The organism is uncultured Rhodospira sp. (assembly GCF_937138205.1).
GTDB lineage: Bacteria > Pseudomonadota > Alphaproteobacteria > Rhodospirillales > Rhodospirillaceae > Rhodospira.
Genome location: NZ_CAKZOT010000026.1, coordinates 1 through 17,386, shown reverse-complemented (window position 1 = coordinate 17,386; position 17,386 = coordinate 1). Strand labels below are relative to the sequence as shown.

The window sequence follows — 17,386 nt, the reverse complement described above, 5'->3', positions numbered from 1 at the left end:
ACAAGCGCCATGCGGTGCCGGACAAGCTGGATTGGCTCATCGACTTCCTGGACCGACTGCGTCATGGACCCCATGTGAGGAGTCTGGAAGATCGCCGGGAAATCCAGAGGTATGTGAACGACCTGTGCGAGATCCACCGCGATCTGTCGGGGCAGGATTTTGAGGACCCGAGAGACCCGAATGCCGACGCTTCCCGAGAAGCGGAAAAACAGAAGTACCACAGATTCCATGACGTGTTTTCGAACCTTCGCGGGTTTCTGCGCGATCTGGAGGCGGCGGGACGAAGGGAGAACAGAAATGGCACAGGTTGACATGGAAAAGCGCGCCCGCCTTGTTTCCGGCCTGATCAACAAGACGGTGGAAGGACGGATCCAGTGGCGGGAAGGGGTCCGCGAGGGTGCGTTCGTCACGGATTTCACAAGATCCTCAATTACTCTTGAGAAGCATAAATTTGCGTATACGGGGGAAGAATGCCATGAAGAATGGCATAGCATAGAAGTATCGAACGAGAAGGGACACATTATAGATAGATTTGATCTTGAAGATGTTCTTGTTTATATTTCGGAGAAATCGCTCGGATCTCGCCTGTTTATCCCACAGGTTCTGGAGGAAGGTGACAGCGTGGGTGCGTTGGCCGAGTCCTTTTTTGGAGGTGTCCGGTTTAGCGCCATGAACGGCGATGACGTTTACGACGGAGTCTTGCAGGAACTCGCATCCTGACGCACGAGTTCGGCCGAGCGCGCCGGCGAAGCATCTTTCTTTTCGAAGGGTTCCTCCTTGCCCACCCCCGTCATCATCACATGCGCCGTCACGGGGTCGGTTCATACGCCGACCATGAGCCCGCATCTGCCCATCACGCCCGACCAGATCGCCGAGCAGGCGATCGCGGCGGCGGAGGCGGGGGCGGCCATCCTGCACCTGCACGCGCGCGATCCCCAGACCGGCCGGCCGACCCCCGATCCGGACGTGTTCATGCGCTTCCTGCCGCGCATCAAGCAGGCCACCGACGCGGTGGTGAACATCTCCACCGGCGGCGGAATGCCGATGACGGTCGCGCAACGCATGGAGGCCGCCGTCCGCGCGGCCCCCGAGATGGCCTCGTGCAACATGGGCACCATGAACTTCGGGCTGTTCCAGGCGCTCGACCGCTGGTCCGACTGGCACCACGCGTGGGAGCCGGACTTCCTCGAAGCCAGCCGCGATTTCGTGTTCAAGAACACCTTCGCCGATATCGAGGCCCTGCACGCCGACCTGGCCGAGGCGCGCGGCACCCGGTTCGAGTACGAGTGCTACGATGTCGGCCACCTGTACACCCTGGCCCATTTCGTCGACCGGGGCATCGCCACGCCGCCGCTGTTCCTGCAATTCTGCCTGGGCATTCTCGGCGGCATCGGCGCCGATCCGGACAACCTGATGACCCTGAAACGCACGGCGGACAAGCTGTTCGGCACGAATTATCAGTTTTCGGTGCTCGGCGTGGGCCGGCATCAAATCCCCTTGACCACGATGGCGGCGGCCATGGGCGGCAACGTGCGCGTCGGGCTGGAGGACAACCTGTTCCTGGACAAGGGCGTGCTGGCCGAAAGCAACGCCCAGCAGGTGCGGCGCATCCGGCAGGTGCTGGAAGGCCTGGGCCGGCCCGTCGCCACGCCCAGCGAGGCGCGCGCGATGCTGGCGTTGAAGGGCGGCGACCGGGTGGCGTTCTGAGGCGCCCCGGCGAACGGGCTATCGGCCTGCCGCTCCGCCCATGGCCCCCGGCACCTCGATCACCGTTGTCCGGCCAGCCACGGTTTCGCCCAACGTGTCCAGCAGCGGTCCGGCCACCAACTCGGTCACTTGGGCGCGGGACAAGCCGTTCAGCGGCGAGTCCACCCAGCCCCGCCACAGGTAGGCCCCGGTGCGGGGATCGAACACCGTCACCTCCAGGCGCATGACGGCGGCGAAGCTGTCCTGGCGCTGGTGAAAGACGTTCCCCTCAAGGGCGCCGGTGCGGCCGCGCAACTCGGTCGCATCCACGCTGGGTGGCCGTTCGGCCTGTCGGGCGGCGTCGCCGCGCGGCTCCTCCATCTCCAGCATGTCCATGCCCAGCACCGGCACCCCGGAGCGAATGACGTAGACGTCAAAGCTCATCTCCAGAGTCGGGCCGGTGCCGGCCGAGGCGGGCAGGGCGGCGGCCAGCGCGGCGTGGATCGCGTCGTGCTCGCGGGAATCGTCGTCGCGGCGGATGACGAACATCGCCCCGTCCGGCAGGGGGCGATAGGCGGCGGCATTCAGGGCCACCGACAGGGGCGCCACCGGCACGACGGCCGCGCGTTCGGCGGCGGGCAGCGGCTGCGCCGTGCCGCCAGTCAAAACGGCCGCGACGAGGGCCAGCGCCCCCGCCGTCACGCGGCGGGCGGTCGGTTTCGCGCCGGCTGGGGCGCCTCGATCCATCATGGGTTTGGTCCGTCCATCCGAATGAGGGGGATTGCCTCACTGTAGGCGTCACGGTCCCGCTTGACCACACCCTTGCCCGGTCGGACGCCCACGATCCGCTTTGTTCCGGTGGCGGACGTGTTATCGTCTCGACCGGGGGGCAGAGAACGATCGAGGGGCCGTTTCGCGGCGGCTGATGGATGCCGCGCGGGGCCTCCGGCACAGGGAGAGAGCGCGCCATGAGCACGACCGTCTGGTTCGCCACCAACCGCACAGAGCCGCGCGGCGGCCGCAAGACCTTCGGCAACAGGTTCCACGCGGACGGGCCGCATTTCTACCGGGTCGGCCGCGCCGAGGTCACCCGCCACGGCGAGGACGACGACGCCGCGACGGTCGAGTGGGACCTGTTGCCCGAGCGGCGCCCGGCGGTGCCCAATGTCAACGACGTGCCCGAAACCACACGCAAGAACACCCAGAGCGGCCGGACCGGAAGCGCCGGCCTGTTTCAGGAGATTCGTGACGCGGTGCGCCGGGACCAGGCCGAGGTTCTGATCTTCATTCACGGCTTCGCGAACACGTTCGAAAGCAGCCTCGTCCGTGCCGCGCAACTCGCCGAGACCTACGCCTTCGAACGGCGCGCGCGCGCCGGCGAGCCGGCCCGGCCGGTGCGGCTGTTGCCGGTGGCGTTCGCCTGGCCGTCCGACGGCAAGGTGCAGCCGCCGTGGATGTACGCCAGCGACCGCGACGACGCCGAGATGTCGGGCGTGGCCATGGCCCGGGCCCTGAAACGGTTCCTGGACTTCCTCGACACCCAGGACGCCGCCGGCGGGGAGCGCTGCCCGTATCGCGTCCACCTCGTGGCCCACAGCATGGGCAATTGGGCGCTACGGCACGCGATCCAGGGCCTGCGGGCACGCGTTTTCGGCGCCCGCCTGCCCAAGATCATCGACAACGCGTTCCTGATGGCCGCCGACGAGGACGACGACTGCTTCCAGCACGTCCACAAGCTTCAGCCGCTGACGGAACTGGCGCGGCGCGTTCACGTCTACCACGCCGAGAACGACCTGGCGCTGGAGGTCAGCGACAAGACCAAGTTCAACATGGACCGCCTGGGCACCGCCGGGCCGCGCACCTTCAGCGGGTTGGATACGCGGATCACGGCCATCGACTGCTCGGCGGTGGCCGACACCACCCTGTCACACGGCCGGCACCAGTATTATCGGCTGCGCGAGGAGGTCATCCGCGACGTGCGCGCGGTGCTGGCGGGGCCGGCCACGCCGGGCCGCATCCCCGGACGGCAGGAGGTCGAGCCCGGCCGCCGCTACCGCCTGGACGTGGATGCGTGAGCGATCGCGTGCCGGCGGTTGTCCTCATCCGTGTCGTCGTGAAGGCCCGCCGATCCTCCTGCCCTGACGGCTATACAAGACCCCACCCCAACCCTCCCCGTAAACGGGGCTATCATACTCACACTTGTTTCCGCCGAAGCGGCGGCTCTTCGCTCGTGCGAGGACGTGACTCGTCATTCCGAACCCTCGTCGCAAGACGAGGGTGAAGCAATCCAGAGCGGTAGGCGTCAGTATTCGCCCTGGATTGCTTCGTCGCTGCGCTCCTCGCAATGACAAACGGAAACAAAGTTGTGTGAATCAGATAGTGTATGGGGGAGGTTGGGAGGGGGTTCAGGCGTTGGGCGCCCCTTCGCGGATATTTAAGACTCGGATCGGATGGGACCCGAAGACCCTACCCCTCACCCAAGCGCAACACCAGCTTACCCGAGACACCCCGGCCCAGCAGGGCCTCGACGGCCTCGACCACGCGGTCGAGCGGGTATTCGGCCGAGACGCGCGGCCGCAACAGGCCCTGATCGTGCCAGGTGGCCAGGGCGGCCATGGTGGTCCGCACCCGCGCCGGCGCGATCCGCATGTACGCCCCCCAGTAGAAGCCGATCACCGACAGGTTCTTGACCAGCAGGCGGTTGGCCGGAATCTGCGGCACGGTGCCGCTGGCGAAACCCACGGCGAGCAGGCGGCCGTCCGGCGCGGTGCAGCGCAGCGAGGCGTCAAACACCGGGCCGCCGACGGGATCATAGACGACGTCCGCCCCGCGTCCGTCGGTGAGGGCCAGAACCCGCTCGCGGACGTCCTCGGTCTTGTAGTCGACGCCGTGGTCGGCGCCGTGCGCGGCGGCGACCGCCAGCTTGTCGGCGCCGCCGGCCGTGGCGATCACCACGGCCCCGCCGGCCTTGGCGCACTCCACGGCGGTCAGGCCGACGCCCCCGGCGGCGCCGTGGATCAACACCACCTCGCCGGGTTGCAGCCGGGCGCGGTCGAACAGCCCGAAATGCGCCGTGCCGTAGGCAATGGGAAAGGCGGCGCCGGCGGCCATGTCCATGCCCTGCCCCAGCGGCCAGACGGCGCGCTCGGGCACCACGGCCTCCTCGGCGAAGGCGCCCAGGCCGGGCATGGCCATGACGCGGTCGCCCACACGAACGGCGGTCACGTCGTCCGCCACCTCCGTCACCGTCCCGGCCAGTTCGAACCCGGGCACGAAGGGCGGCTCCGGCTTCTCCTGGTACTTGCCGGCCGTGATCAGGCTGTCGGCGAAGTTCAGGCCGGCGGTGGCGACACGGATACGCACGCCGCCGGGAACCATGGGCGGAACCGGGACGTCCTCGACGCGCAATTCCTTGTAGGACGAGATGGCAGGGCAGACGGCGGCGCGCATGAATGGCTCTCCCATGATGGCGTGGGGCTTGATCCGGGGATGTCGATCGGCATGATGCCGGATTTCGCCCCATCCCCAAACCGCAACAATGGCGGAGCGTCCATGCGCGGCTATTTCGGCATCGGCGTCGAACGCGTCAGCAAGCCCTATAACGTGGGCAGCGTGTTCCGCTCGGCGCACGCCTTCGGCGCCAGTTTCGTGTTCACCGTGGCGGCCAGCTATCCGCGCCGGGCCGGACAAACCACGGACACGTCGGACAGCACCGGGCAGGTGCCCTTCTACGCGGTTCCCGACGCCGCGTCGCTCGTGCTGCCGGACGGCTGCAAGCTGGTGGGCGTCGAGCTGTTCGACGACTCCATCGACCTGCCCAGCTTCCAGCATCCGTTGCGCGCCGCCTACATCCTGGGCGCGGAGCGATACGGCCTGTCACCCGAGATGGCCGCGCGGTGCGATTTCATCGTCAAGATCCCGACGCGGTTCTCGCTCAACCTCGGCATGGCCGGGGTGATCGTCATGTACGATCGTCTCATCAGCCGGGGCCGCTTCGCGCCGCGTCCGGTGGCCGAGGGCGGACCGCGCGCGCCGCTGGCCGAGCACGTCCACGGTTGGCCCACCTTCCGGACCATGGAGGCGCATCGGGCGCCGGCGCCGCTGGCCGAGCTGGCCGAGACAGAGCAACTGGAACGCGCCGGGCGCACCGGTTCTCGCGGCGTGGATGACTCGTGACCGGGCATCGCCATGTCTTGGCCGCATTGGTGCTCTTCCCTCACGTGGTCGGCGGTTCAAGGCTTGATCCCGACCGGACCACACGGCACAGTTCGCACCCGAAGCCCCGGGGCCGCGTCCGTGCGGTCGGCCTGGGTCCGTCCATCCAGGAGGATCGACAACGATGATTCCATCCCTGCGCGGCCTGCTTGCCCTCGCCATCCTGGCCACGACCAGCGCGGCCGTCCTGGCGCCGCCGGCCCTGGCGCAGGACGTCAGGACCATCGGCAAGTTCCGGGACTGGACCGCGTATACCTATGACGAAGGCGGCAACAAGGTCTGCTACATCGCCAGCCGGCCCCAAAAGGATGAGGGCAACTACACGCGGCGCGGCGACATCTTCGCCATCGTCAGCCACCGTCCGGCCGAGGGCGCGCGCAACGTGGTCAGCTTCGTCGCCGGCTACCCCTACATGGAGCAGAGCGAGGTCTCCGTCTCCGTGGACGGCAGCAAGGACTTCACGCTGTTCACCCATGACGAGACCGCCTGGGCCTATGACGAGGACGACGCCAAGCTGGTCAGCGCCATGAAGGCCGGCGGCCGGATGACCGTGGTCGGCACCTCGTCGCGCGGCACGCGGACCACCGACACTTACTCGCTAATGGGCTTCACCAACGCGCACGAAGCCATCACCAGCGAGTGTCAGTAAGCCGGCGCCTCCGCCGGAGCGGCGCGGGCCCCGCGGCCCTTGCGGCCCGCCTCTGCGGTCCCATGTGGAAGGCCACGCCGCGCAGGCCATCCACACGTGCTGAGGTTCCATGATCGACCTGTATTTCTGGCCCACACCCAACGGCCTGAAGGTGACCATCCTGCTGGAGGAACTGGGCGTTCCCTACACGGTCCACCCGATCAACATCACCAAGGGCGAGCAGTTCACGCCGGAGTTCCTGGCCATCTCGCCCAACAACCGGATGCCGGCGATCATCGATTCAGAGCCGGCCGACGGTGGCGAACCGCTCAGTGTGTTCGAATCCGGCGCCATCCTGACCTATCTGGCCGACAAGCACGGCCGTTTTCTGCCCACCGACCTGCGCGGCCGCGTGCGGGTCAATGAATGGCTGCACTGGCAGATCGGCGGCCTGGGGCCGATGGCCGGTCAGGCCCACCATTTCCGCCAGTACGCGCCGGAGCAGGTGCCCTACGCCATCGAGCGCTATACCAAGGAGGTCAACCGCCTCTACGGCGTGATGAACACGCGGCTGGGCCAGGTGCCCTACTTGGCCGGCGACGACTATTCCATCGCCGACATCGCCTCGTGGACGTGGGTGGTGCCGCACGATCGCCAGGGGCAGACCCTGGACGATTTCCCGCACCTGAAACGCTGGTTCCACGAGATCGCCGCCCGCCCGCCGGTGGAGAAGGGGCGGCGCGTCGGCGAGGCGTGGCGAAAGGACTTCAATCCGGCCAGCGACGACGCGCGCAAGGTTCTGTTCGGCCAGACGGCGCGGTGATCGGCGGCATGATCGCGAACCGCTAACGGCCCGCCCCCGGATCGAGGCGGGCCGCTGTGTCTTGAATGAACGGATGGGCTCGGGCCCGCTTGTCAAGCCAGCCCGCACCCGAAACGATGGCCGCAATGGGGTCGCCACGGAACCCGACGCGAACGGTTTCCGTTTCGCCGGGGACTGGATTAAGGTGCGTCGACTTCAGCAAGGGGTGCCGTCATGTCCGAGTTCGTCATTCCCCCCCATCCCCGCACCAGCCTGCCGGTGGCGGGCGAGACAGGCCGATTCCCCGTGCGCCGCGTGTTCTGCGTCGGCCGCAACTACGCGGACCATACGCGCGAGATGGGGGAGGACCCGACCCGCAGCCCGCCCGTGTTCTTCACCAAGCCGGCGGACACCGTGTTGCCGGAGGGCGGTGAGGTGCCCTATCCCCCCGCCACGGCCGAACTGCACCACGAGGTCGAACTGGTGGTCGCCCTGAAGGGCGGCGGGCGCGGCATCCCCACGGCCCGCGCCCTCGACGCCGTGTACGGCTACGCCGTGGGCATCGACCTGACGCGCCGCGACCTTCAGGCCAAGGCCAAGAAGGCCGGCGAGCCGTGGGACGCCGCCAAGGGCTTCGACCTGGGCGCCCCGGTCGGTGTTCTTTCGCCGCTGGAAAGCCTGGATGGCCACCTGACGCACGGCCCGATTCGGCTGACGGTCAACGGCACGATGCGGCAGAACGGCGACCTGTCGCAGATGATCTGGTCGGTGCCGGAGATCATCCATCACCTGTCCGGGTTGTGGGACCTACAAGCCGGCGACCTGATCTTCACCGGCACGCCGGCCGGCGTCGGGGCGTGCGGGCCAGGCGATCATCTGGTGGCCCTGGTCGGCGGTCTGGCCCCGCTGGAGGTGACCCTGGTCCCGCCCCGGTCATGACTGCCCCCACGCCCAATTCCAAAGACCCGGACGACCTGACGCCGATGGAGGCCACCGCCGAACTGGCGCGGCTGGCCGAGGAGATCGCGCGCCACGACGCGCTGTATCACCAGCAGGCCGCGCCGGAGATCAGCGACGCCGCCTATGACGCCCTGGTGCGGCGCAATGCCGCCATCGAGGCGCGCTTCCCCGATCTGGTGCGCGACGACAGCCCGTCGCGGCGGGTGGGCGCGGCGCCGGCCCCGGGCTTCGGCAAGGTCGCCCACCGCGTGCCCATGCTGTCGCTGGGCAACGTGTTCGAGCGCGCCGAGGTGGCCGAATTCGCCGCCGGCATCCGCCGGTTCCTGAAGCTGGCCGACGACGAGCCCCTGGCCCTGGTGGCGGAACCGAAGATCGACGGCCTGTCGGTCTCTCTGCGCTACGAGGATGGCCGGCTGGTGCAGGCGGCCACACGCGGCGACGGCACCGAGGGCGAGGACATCACCGCCAACATCCGCACCCTGGACGACGTGCCCGACCGCTTGGCCACGGACGAACCGCCGCCGGTGGTCGAGATCAGGGGCGAAGTCTACATGACGCGCGACGACTTCCTGGCCTTCCGGGAGCGTCAGGTCGAGGCCGGCGAGAAGAAGCCGCCCGCCAATCCGCGCAACGCGGCGGCCGGGTCGCTGCGGCAGAAGAACCCCGAGGTCACCGCGACACGGCCCTTGCGACTGTTCGCCTATTCCTGGGGCGAGGTGCGGGGGCTGGAGGTGGCCAGCCACCATGATTTTCTCGACCGGCTGCGCGCCTGGGGCCTGCCGGTCAATCCGGAAACGCGGCTGTGCGAGGATGTCGAGGCGGCGCTGGCGGCCTATGACGATCTCGCCGCGCGCCGGGCGGACCTGCCCTATGACATCGACGGTGTGGTCTACAAGGTCGACCGGGTGGACTGGCAGAAGCGGCTGGGCTTCGTCAGCCGGGCGCCGCGCTGGGCGACGGCGCACAAGTTCCCGGCCGAGCAGGCGCGCACGGTGCTGCGGTCCATTGAGGTTCAGGTCGGCCGCACCGGCGCGTTGACCCCGGTGGCGCGGCTGGACCCGGTGACGGTGGGCGGCGTCGTCGTCGCGCGCGCCACCCTGCACAACGAGGACGAAATCCGCCGCAAAGATATCCGCGCGGGCGACACGGTCATCATCCAGCGCGCCGGCGACGTCATCCCCCAGGTGGTGTCCGTGGTCCTGGAGGCGCGGCCCGACGACGCCGCGCCCTTCGCCTTTCCCGACCATTGCCCCGTGTGCGGGTCCGAGGCGCCGCGCCCCGAGGGCGAGGCGGTGCGCCGCTGCTCCGGCGGGCTGATCTGCCCGGCGCAGGCGGTCGAGCGGCTGAAGCACTTCGTCTCCCGCAATGCGTTCGACATCGAGGGGCTGGGGTCCAAGGCGGTCGAGGCGTTCTTTCAGGACGGGCTGATCCAGGGTCCGGGCGACATCTTCCGGCTGGAGGAGACGGCGGCCGACCGCATCAAGGCGCGCGAGGGTTGGGGCGAGACCTCGGCGCGCAACCTGTTCCGGTCCATCAACGACCGCCGCGTCATCAGCCTGGACCGGTTCATTTACGCCCTTGGCATCCGGCAGGTGGGCCAAGCCACGGCCCGGTTGCTGGCCGGGCACTACGGCTCGTTGGAGGCCTTGCGCGCCGCCATGGCCGAAGCCCAGGACCCGGACTCCGACGCCTACAAGGCCCTGGTCAACATCAACGACGTGGGCACCAGCGTGGCCCGGGACATCCTCGCCTTCTTCCACGAGGACCATAACCAGACGGTGCTGGACGATCTGGCCGCGCAGCTTGACGTGCGGCCGTTCGAGCGCGCCGAGACGGCCGGCGACAGCCCACTGGCCGGCAAGACCGTCGTGTTCACCGGCACGCTGGAGACCCTTTCGCGCGCCGAGGCCAAGGCCCGCGCCCAGACCCTGGGCGCCAAGGTCACCGGGAGTGTCTCGGCCAAGACGGACTATGTGGTCGTCGGCGCCGACGCCGGCGGCAAGGCCGCCAAGGCGCGCGACCTGGGCGTCACGACACTCAGCGAGGCCGAGTTCCTGGAGATGAGTGGCGGCGCGTAAGCCCGCTTCTCGCCTCCATCACGCCAAATCGTCGATCTCCGCGTCCGTCAGGCCGCCCGGCACCAGGGTCAACGGCACCCGTAGCCGGTGCGCGTGCTTGCCCGTCAGGGCCGTGACCAACGGTCCGGGTCCCTTCGGGCCGGCACTGGTGGCCAGCACGACGATGGAGATGTTCGGCTCCTCGTCCAGCAGGTCGAGCAGTTCGTCGGTCTGGTCGCCCTCGCGCACGAACAGGGCCGGCATGTGCCCGGTCATGCGGTTGACGAGCGACGCATTGCGCTGCAGCAGCCCCTCGGCGCTCTCGCGGGCCTCGTCGCGCATCCGCTTGCCGACGAACATCCAGTGTTCGAACTCGGTCGGCTGGCTGACGTGCAGAAGCGCGACGTGTCCCCCCGTGGCGGTGGCGCGACGGCAGGCGAAGCGCAGGGCGGCCCGCATCTCGGCAGATTGGTCGACGACCACCAGGAAGGTGCGGTGGTCGGGGCTGACGGTCGAGGAGGCGTGAACCTCCTCCTGGCGCAGGACAGTGCTGAAGAGCATGGCGGTTCCTCCCTCCCGCTCGTCCCGGACCTCGCCGCAGGATGGGCGTCCTGCCCCCTCATCCATATGGCCCAAAGCGATCCCCTGGGACAGCGACGCCGCGTCCCGCCCGTTTTCGGGATCGGGATGGCTCCCGTTGACGGAAGCCAGGGTACACGGCGCTCGGCAACCCCGACCGGCCCACGGCCAGCGAAGTCACGTAACCCCATATTGTCCACGGGCCATCGCGGTCGTGCAAACAGCTTGTTGTCGGGCAGGCTGTCACAGAGATGCCACCGAGCTGCCACAAAACCTTAAAATGAGACCGTTCAAGGCCCTACGGTGTGGGCGTGGATGTGCGGGCTCACGCCGAGGATCCGACCATGACGGGGCCGCCGGCCCGGCACCAGGCGCTGAGTCCGCCCTCGACTCGGTAGACCGGGCCAGGGTGACCCGCCTGCACGAGCGCCAGCGCGGCCGGCTCGCAGCGGACGCCGACGGCGCACATGAGGAGCAAACGGCGGCCATGGGTCGGTGGGCTTTGGTAGGGATCGAACGTCGACAGGGGCCGCAGGAGGGTTCCCGGAACGTGTTCAAGCGCGCGTTCGAACCGCTCGCGGACATCGATGATCACCGCGGAGTCCGCCGTGTACCAGGCGAGCGCCACGGCCGCCGTCACCAGGTGCACAGGGGGGCTCTGCTGGATCAGCGATCTGGGGTCCGGGAGGCTGTCGAACATCGGCGTGACCTCGCGTCCGGGGGCGGATGCCAAGACGACATCGGCCCTTTTGTTGGATCCGTTGCGCCTGTCCGTCTGGCCGTCCGATCCGTTCCGCCCAGACCGTTGACGCGGTTGGCCTTGGACGGCCATGGTTGGACGTTGACCGGGTGCCGCTGGATCAGCCGACCCCATCTCACTAGTTTAATATTGTTCGAATGAAAAACGGGGTCAAGCTTTTGGCGGAGGCGCACCCCCTTCTTTTGACACCCCCTTGCCTTTCGTTATGCTCCGTTCGATATAGTTTCGCAAGCCCCGACCCTTTCGGCGTCCCGAACCCGTGCGAAAGTGCCCGTCCTCATGAGTGAACCGCGTCCGCTGCCCGCCGCTGCCCCCGAGTCCGGCGACGCGCCCCCGGAGCCGGATCAGACCCTCGACGCGCGCGACCTGCGCTGCCCGCTGCCGGTGCTGCGCGCCCAGAAGACGCTGCGCGGCATGGCCCCGGGGCAGGTGCTGGAGGTCGTCGCCAGTGACCCGGCCAGCGTGGAGGACATGCGCCGGTTCAGCGCCCAGGGGGCCGCCGAGCTTGTGGCGCAGCGCACCGAGGGCGAGAGTCTGTTCCGGCACTGGCTGCGCCGCCGGCCCGGTTGACACGCTGCGGCTCCGTTGCCCGGCGCCGGGGCGCCTGCTAGAACCGCTGGGCCGCTGGCGCGATCGGGCGGCGGGACACAGGGGGGCGGCGGTGCTACGCAAGACCTACGACTGGACCATGCGGCTGGCGGCGACCCGCTACGCCTTGGCGGCGCTGGCCGTCGTCTCGTTTCTCGAAAGCTCGGTCTTTCCCATTCCGCCGGATGTCCTGCTGATTCCCATGGTCCTGGCACGGCCGCGCCAGGCGTGGCTGATCGCGGGCGTCTGTACCCTGGCCAGCGTGGCGGGCGGGTTCGCCGGGTACGGCATCGGCCTGTTCCTGTTCGAAGTCGTGGGCCAGCCGATTCTGGAGGTCTACGGCTACCTGGACCGCTTCGAGGCGTTCCAGGCGCTGTACAACGAATGGGGCGCATGGATCGTGGCGGCGGGCGGTGTGACGCCCATCCCCTACAAGGTGATCACCATTGCCAGCGGCGTCACCCAACTCGACCCGTGGGTGTTCGGCATCGCCTCGGTGTTGTCGCGCGGGGCGCGGTTTTTCCTGGTCGCGGCGTTGCTGTGGGCCTGGGGCGATCCTGTGCGGGCCTTCATCGAGCGGCGCCTGGGGCTTCTGGTGACGCTGGGGTTCGTGCTGCTGCTCGGTGGGTTCCTGGCGCTCAAGCTGCTGTGATCCGGCCGCGTCTTTGTCCCTTGCGGCCGGCGGGGGCCGAGCCATATCACGGGCTATGATGACGCCACCCGATCCCGAACCGCCCGCCGCCGATGGCGCGGACGCCCCGGACAGTGCGGACGGACCGCCCAAGCGGCGCCACCCGGTGCACCGCGCCGCCCGCGTCGGTGGCGGACTTGTCTTGCTGGTGGCGGGCCTGATCACGTGGCCGATGCCGATCCCCGTCGGGCTCATCCTCATCGCCCTCGGCTTGGTCCTGTTGGCCCAAGAGTCCCATGCGGCCCGCTCGGCGATCCGCTGGACCCGCACCCGCCTGCCGGCGCTGGACCGGGCGATGCAAAAGGCGGCCCCGCGCCTGCCGTCGCCGCTCCGCGCGGTCATCGACCAGACGACACCGGACCAAGGCCGCGACCCCGGCCGTGACCGCACATGGGACAGCGCGGCCGATGCCGACGACCGCGACCCTGCGCGACCGCCGTACGGGGGCGGACCGGGCGGCGAGCCCGCCCCGGAGTCCGCGCCATCGTCACAGGGATGAAACCGTATTTGACAGCGCCGGGGAATTCCCATAAGAAAGCGTCCCCACGGCGCTCCGGCGTCGCGAGCCCGCCGCTCCGCTGTCCGGATCGGCCCCGGCGCCCAGGTAGCTCAGTTGGTAGAGCAGGGGACTGAAAATCCCCGTGTCGGCAGTTCGAATCTGTCCCTGGGCACCATTTCTAAGCCCCTGAAAGGTAACGCCTTTCGGGGGTTTTGCTTTTTTTGGGCAAGGGCCGTTGAAAGGACTGGGGTAACATCTGGGGTCACATCTGGGGTATCCGACGCCGACCCAGGACAATCGCCCGCCAGGGACGCATCGTGCTTGCCTCTGGGGCCTCGTCTGCCCATTTCGAACCACCTGATTTGGACCTCTTCCAAAGCTGCGGCCGTTAAAGATCCAGTCCCCACGCCGGTCCCCAGCCGGATCCGTCTCAAAATCCAACCGTCCCCTACATCCTATAGAGCTGGGCGGTGTTATTTCGACCCGGCGACAGGTGGATTGTGAAACGGCACCGAGGCCATCCCACTACTCCGCGATGCTTTCAGTTCCTTGTCCAGGGTGATCGATAGCACATCATTACTTGCATTCTTTCCCATTTCTCGACCAAAGCCAGTAACTCGTTCTTTGACTTGTGGAATATCCCATTCTAATATTACAATCGACCCAGACGCAACTAAAAAGGGCCGAATGCATCGTGCTTGCGTGAGACGGGAATCCGAACCCTGAAGGAGCAACTGCTGTGGGTCACCCACTTCGCCGCCATTGAGGACCTGCGCCAGGGCTTGGCCGACTTCGCCGGGCGGCACAACGCCATTTGGCTGCGTCAGCCTGGAAACATGCGCGTCGGCTGATACCTGTCGCTGGCGGAGAAGTTAATAACTTTCAATATGTTACGTGGAATGCCCCCCTGCCTATTACGAGTCAATTTGCCGAGCCGGTTTACAACCAAGCCGTCGCCCACAATCGGGCATAGCTCGTGCCCCACCTTCCGCCGACACCTGGCCGCCGACACCTGGAAAGACGCCACCTTATTTTGTGGACTGGGAAGCGGAAATACCCATCATAAACATTGGGATCGGTCGGCGTGCCGGCGCGGTTGCGTGGTCTGAGGGAGAGGGCTGGCGCGGGGCGGCGGATGGGGCATACTCCGACGTCGCGGTGCTGCCAGGAGATCGGTGCCATGAGGGTCGTCATCGCCCCGGACTCGTTCAAGGGATCCGCCACCAGCCTGTGCGTCGCGCGGGCCATCGAGGCCGGTCTGCACAGGGTCGGCGACACGATCGAGACATCGCTCGTGCCCATGGCCGATGGCGGCGAGGGCACCGTCGAGGCGGTGACCGGCCTGCTCGGCGGCGAGATCGTCACCGTCACCGCGCGCGATCCGCTCGACCGACCGGTGGCCGCCGCTTACGGCTGGGTCGCCGCGCGGCGGCTGGCGGTCATCGAACTGGCGGCGGCGTCCGGACTGCCGCTGATGGGCGGCGCGCTCAACCCGCACGCGGCCTCGACCGGCGGCACCGGCGACCTGATCCAGGATGCGCTGGAGCGCGGCGCCGAACACGTGATCCTTGGCCTGGGGGGCAGCGCGACCGTTGATGGCGGCACTGGCCTGCTGGCGGCGCTCGGCGCGCGGTTCCTGGATGGCCAGGGCCAGCCAGTGCGCGGCGCGGGTGGAGCCCTCGGCCACACCACAGCGATGGATCTGTCCGGGCTTGATGCGCGTGTCCGCTCCCTGCGTCTGACCATCGCGTCGGACGTCTCCAGCCCGCTGCTGGGTCCCGAAGGAGCGATCGCCGTGTTCGGCCCGCAGAAGGGGGTGACGGCGGACGAGATCGAGGCCTTCGAGGCCGGCATGGCACGGTTCGCCGATGTGGTCGTGCGCACCACCGGCGTGGACCGGCGCGACGACGCCGGCAGCGGCGCCGCCGGGGGGGTCGGCTATCTGCTGCGCTCGGTCCTGGAAGGGGTGGAGGTCCGCGACGGTTTCACCCTGATCTCCGACATCGCCGACCTGAAGGCGCGCATCGCCGGCGCCGATCTGGTGATCACGGGTGAAGGCCGCCTGGATGCCCAGTCCCTGGTCGGAAAGGTGCCGGTCAGCATTGCCCGCATGGCCCAGGCGGCGGGGGTCCCCACCATCGCCTTCGCCGGGTCCATCGACGGGGAGCTGGCCACATTCCGACAGGCCGGCTTGGCGGCGGTCCTGCCCATTGTCGACCGGCCGATGACCCTGGCCGAGGCCATGGCCAACGGTCCGGATCTGATCGAGCGGGCGGCGGCGCGTCTGATGGCGACGCTGCGGCTGGGGATCATCCTGGGCGCGGGGTCTATCTGATTCATACAACGTGTTTCTGTTTGTCATTGTGAGGAAAGAAGCGACCAAGCAATCCAGGGCGGATATTTGCGTTATACGCTCTGTATTGCTTCACCCTCGTCTTGCGAGGAGGGTTCGCAATGACGGATCACTTTCCGTCTGGGCCGTCAACCCCAGCTTGGCGGGAAAAGAATTGTGAATATGATTGCCTCCCGGGGGAAGAGATGGGCGGCACACTCCGAACCCGAATCATTCATCCGAATCCCGTATGACCGGGGCTCGTTCCCTTATTCCGCCCGACGATAGAATTGACTCGTTCGGCCGTCACGACGCCCCACCGGCGTTGTTGAGTCTTTGTTTTTCTCGCCGCAGCGCCCCAAAGGGGCGCGCGGCTCCGCGGCCCCGGCCGCCCAAAGGGCGGCCAAACTTTGTCGGCGCCGCGAAGCGGCGCCGTGGGCGCCGGCCCCATTTTGGTTAAAGCTGGCATCGCGAAGCGATGCCAGAGGCGCGCCGGCCGTCCGACGAATGAAGTCAGTTCATTCGTCGGACGGTATTACCGGCCCGACGGACGCGGCACGGAAAGCCACCGCGCGGGGCCAAGTCCCACGCCCCGCACGATCGCCACGCCAGCCAGAATGACCGCGAGACCGATCAGCGACGTCGGCGCCATGACCTCGCCGAGGACCAAGGCCCCCAATACGACCCCGAAGGCCGGAACGAGATAGTTGTGCAACGCGGCGAACGTCGCCCCTTCGTGACGCACCAGCCAATAGTACACGACGTACGCCAGGGCCGTGTTGGTGGCCCCAAGAAGCACCAGAGCCGCAAGTGGCCCGGCCTCGGGCGGGCCGGACCCGAGCATCCCGGGCGCCTCGGTGATCCCCCACACCACCCCCAGCACGCCGGCCGATATCGTCAGGGTCATGGCCACCGTCGCGGTCAGCCCGACCCGGCCCGCGAGCCGCCGCGAGATCAAAGCGCCCAGGGCGTAGCCGGCGGCGGCGAGCCCGGCCAGGCCCTTGCCGGCCCAGTCCGTCCAGCCGGCGCCGTCGCTCGCGGGAACGCCGAGGACCAGGAGCACGCCGCCCAGACCCACCAGAATGCCGAGCCAGGTGCGAAGGCCGCGTGGCTCCCGCAGCGACGGGAACAGCATCCCCAGAAAAAGCGTACACAGCGGTGACGCGGCCATCATCGTCGCCATGTTGACGCTGCTGGTCAGGTGACCGCTCATGCCGAGCAGGAAGAACGGCGCCATCTGCCCCACGGCCGCCAGGACGAGCAGCCAAAGCCACGTGCCCAGGTCCCGGGGCAGCTGGGCACCGACGGCCGCGGCCACCGCCATCATGCAGACCGCCGCCACGGCGAGCCGTCCGGCGGCGATGGTCAGCGGATCGAACGTTCCGGCGACGATCTTGATGATCAGAAAGGACGAGCCCCACAGCATGGACACGAACACAAGTGCCAAAAAACCCATGCCGGCCGTCCCCATGAAGTCTAGCGTCAGATGGCCTGTAAGCCGGGTTCTGTCCCCGCGCCCCGGATCGCTCCGAAGCGCGATGGATGGCCATTCATCTGGGACGCCCGTCGCCGGACGCCTCGCGCGACAT

19 protein-coding genes and 1 tRNA gene are annotated in these 17,386 nt (G+C 68.1%); 15 read left to right on the top strand and 5 right to left on the bottom strand.

The features are described 5' to 3' along the window. From Q0309_RS02740 to Q0309_RS02730, 3 genes are all read left to right on the top strand, one after another. Nucleotides 1-311 (top strand): hypothetical protein (locus Q0309_RS02740; RefSeq protein ID WP_299437207.1); only part of this gene is annotated, 311 nt, incomplete at its 5' end. Then, nucleotides 298-720 (top strand): hypothetical protein, encoded by a 423-nt coding sequence (locus Q0309_RS02735; RefSeq protein WP_299437205.1) that lies wholly within the window; start codon nt 298-300, stop codon nt 718-720. The genes Q0309_RS02740 and Q0309_RS02735, both read left to right, overlap by 14 nt. Before the next feature lie 57 nt (nt 721-777). Further along, nucleotides 778-1,707, top strand: a complete 930-nt coding sequence (locus tag Q0309_RS02730; protein ID WP_299437203.1) for a 3-keto-5-aminohexanoate cleavage protein — start codon at nt 778-780, stop codon at nt 1,705-1,707. Nucleotides 1,708-1,725: 18 nt separating this feature from the next. Here the strand turns inward: Q0309_RS02730 and Q0309_RS02725 are convergent, their stop codons facing one another. Further along, complete coding sequence (locus tag Q0309_RS02725; RefSeq protein ID WP_299437201.1) at nt 1,726-2,436, bottom strand: hypothetical protein; 711 nt, start codon at nt 2,434-2,436, stop codon at nt 1,726-1,728. Between the two features lie 218 nt (nt 2,437-2,654). Between Q0309_RS02725 and Q0309_RS02720 the strand changes: the two genes are divergently transcribed. Beyond that, on the top strand, nt 2,655-3,761 hold the full coding sequence (locus Q0309_RS02720) for an alpha/beta fold hydrolase (RefSeq protein ID WP_299437199.1): 1,107 nt from the start codon (nt 2,655-2,657) through the stop codon (nt 3,759-3,761). A 391-nt stretch (nt 3,762-4,152) separates the two neighbouring features. Here Q0309_RS02720 and Q0309_RS02715 read toward each other — a convergent pair whose 3' ends face one another. Next, nucleotides 4,153-5,136: an NADPH:quinone oxidoreductase family protein gene (locus Q0309_RS02715; protein ID WP_299437197.1), complete on the bottom strand. Its 984-nt coding sequence runs from the start codon at nt 5,134-5,136 to the stop codon at nt 4,153-4,155. Between the two features lie 102 nt (nt 5,137-5,238). On the opposite strand from Q0309_RS02715, the gene Q0309_RS02710 reads away from it, so the two are divergent. The 5 genes from Q0309_RS02710 to ligA all read left to right on the top strand — a co-directional run bounded on the left by Q0309_RS02710 (nt 5,239) and on the right by ligA (nt 10,369). Continuing rightward, nucleotides 5,239-5,862 (top strand): RNA methyltransferase, encoded by a 624-nt coding sequence (locus tag Q0309_RS02710; RefSeq protein WP_299437195.1) that lies wholly within the window; start codon nt 5,239-5,241, stop codon nt 5,860-5,862. Between the two features lie 163 nt (nt 5,863-6,025). Continuing rightward, nucleotides 6,026-6,550 (top strand): invasion associated locus B family protein, encoded by a 525-nt coding sequence (locus Q0309_RS02705; RefSeq protein ID WP_299437193.1) that lies wholly within the window; start codon nt 6,026-6,028, stop codon nt 6,548-6,550. A 109-nt stretch (nt 6,551-6,659) separates the two neighbouring features. Beyond that, nucleotides 6,660-7,352, top strand: a complete 693-nt coding sequence (locus Q0309_RS02700) for a glutathione S-transferase N-terminal domain-containing protein (protein WP_299437190.1) — start codon at nt 6,660-6,662, stop codon at nt 7,350-7,352. A 213-nt stretch (nt 7,353-7,565) separates the two neighbouring features. Next, the gene (locus Q0309_RS02695) at nt 7,566-8,270 is read left to right on the top strand and encodes a fumarylacetoacetate hydrolase family protein (protein WP_299437188.1); all 705 of its coding nucleotides are present in this window, start codon (nt 7,566-7,568) and stop codon (nt 8,268-8,270) included. Next, entirely contained in the window at nt 8,267-10,369 is a 2,103-nt protein-coding gene (ligA, locus tag Q0309_RS02690; RefSeq protein WP_299437186.1) for an NAD-dependent DNA ligase LigA, read from the top strand. Before Q0309_RS02695 ends, ligA begins: the two co-directional genes overlap by 4 nt. 18 nt (nt 10,370-10,387) lie before the next feature. Here ligA and Q0309_RS02685 read toward each other — a convergent pair whose 3' ends face one another. After that, nucleotides 10,388-10,909, bottom strand: coding sequence for a universal stress protein (locus Q0309_RS02685; RefSeq protein WP_299437184.1), 522 nt, complete (start codon nt 10,907-10,909; stop codon nt 10,388-10,390). A 343-nt stretch (nt 10,910-11,252) separates the two neighbouring features. After that, the gene (locus Q0309_RS02680) at nt 11,253-11,627 is read right to left on the bottom strand and encodes a rhodanese-like domain-containing protein (RefSeq protein WP_299437182.1); all 375 of its coding nucleotides are present in this window, start codon (nt 11,625-11,627) and stop codon (nt 11,253-11,255) included. A gap of 339 nt (nt 11,628-11,966) precedes the next feature. Between Q0309_RS02680 and Q0309_RS02675 the strand changes: the two genes are divergently transcribed. The 6 genes from Q0309_RS02675 (at nt 11,967) to Q0309_RS02650 (ending at nt 15,800) form a co-directional block, all read left to right on the top strand. After that, nucleotides 11,967-12,257, top strand: coding sequence for a sulfurtransferase TusA family protein (locus tag Q0309_RS02675; RefSeq protein ID WP_299437180.1), 291 nt, complete (start codon nt 11,967-11,969; stop codon nt 12,255-12,257). Nucleotides 12,258-12,348: 91 nt separating this feature from the next. Next, on the top strand, nt 12,349-12,927 hold the full coding sequence (locus Q0309_RS02670) for a YqaA family protein (RefSeq protein WP_299437178.1): 579 nt from the start codon (nt 12,349-12,351) through the stop codon (nt 12,925-12,927). A gap of 55 nt (nt 12,928-12,982) precedes the next feature. Beyond that, nucleotides 12,983-13,465, top strand: a complete 483-nt coding sequence (locus Q0309_RS02665) for a PGPGW domain-containing protein (RefSeq protein ID WP_299437176.1) — start codon at nt 12,983-12,985, stop codon at nt 13,463-13,465. A gap of 99 nt (nt 13,466-13,564) precedes the next feature. Further along, a tRNA-Phe gene (locus tag Q0309_RS02660) sits at nt 13,565-13,640 on the top strand. Nucleotides 13,641-14,163: 523 nt separating this feature from the next. After that, a complete protein-coding gene (locus Q0309_RS02655) occupies nt 14,164-14,316 on the top strand; it encodes a hypothetical protein (RefSeq protein WP_299437174.1) in 153 nt (50 codons plus the stop codon). A gap of 329 nt (nt 14,317-14,645) precedes the next feature. Beyond that, complete coding sequence (locus Q0309_RS02650; protein ID WP_299437172.1) at nt 14,646-15,800, top strand: glycerate kinase; 1,155 nt, start codon at nt 14,646-14,648, stop codon at nt 15,798-15,800. A 532-nt stretch (nt 15,801-16,332) separates the two neighbouring features. On the opposite strand, the gene Q0309_RS02645 is transcribed toward Q0309_RS02650, so the two are convergent. Beyond that, nucleotides 16,333-17,253: a DMT family transporter gene (locus Q0309_RS02645; RefSeq protein ID WP_299437170.1), complete on the bottom strand. Its 921-nt coding sequence runs from the start codon at nt 17,251-17,253 to the stop codon at nt 16,333-16,335. Between the last annotated feature and the right edge of the window lie 133 nt (nt 17,254-17,386).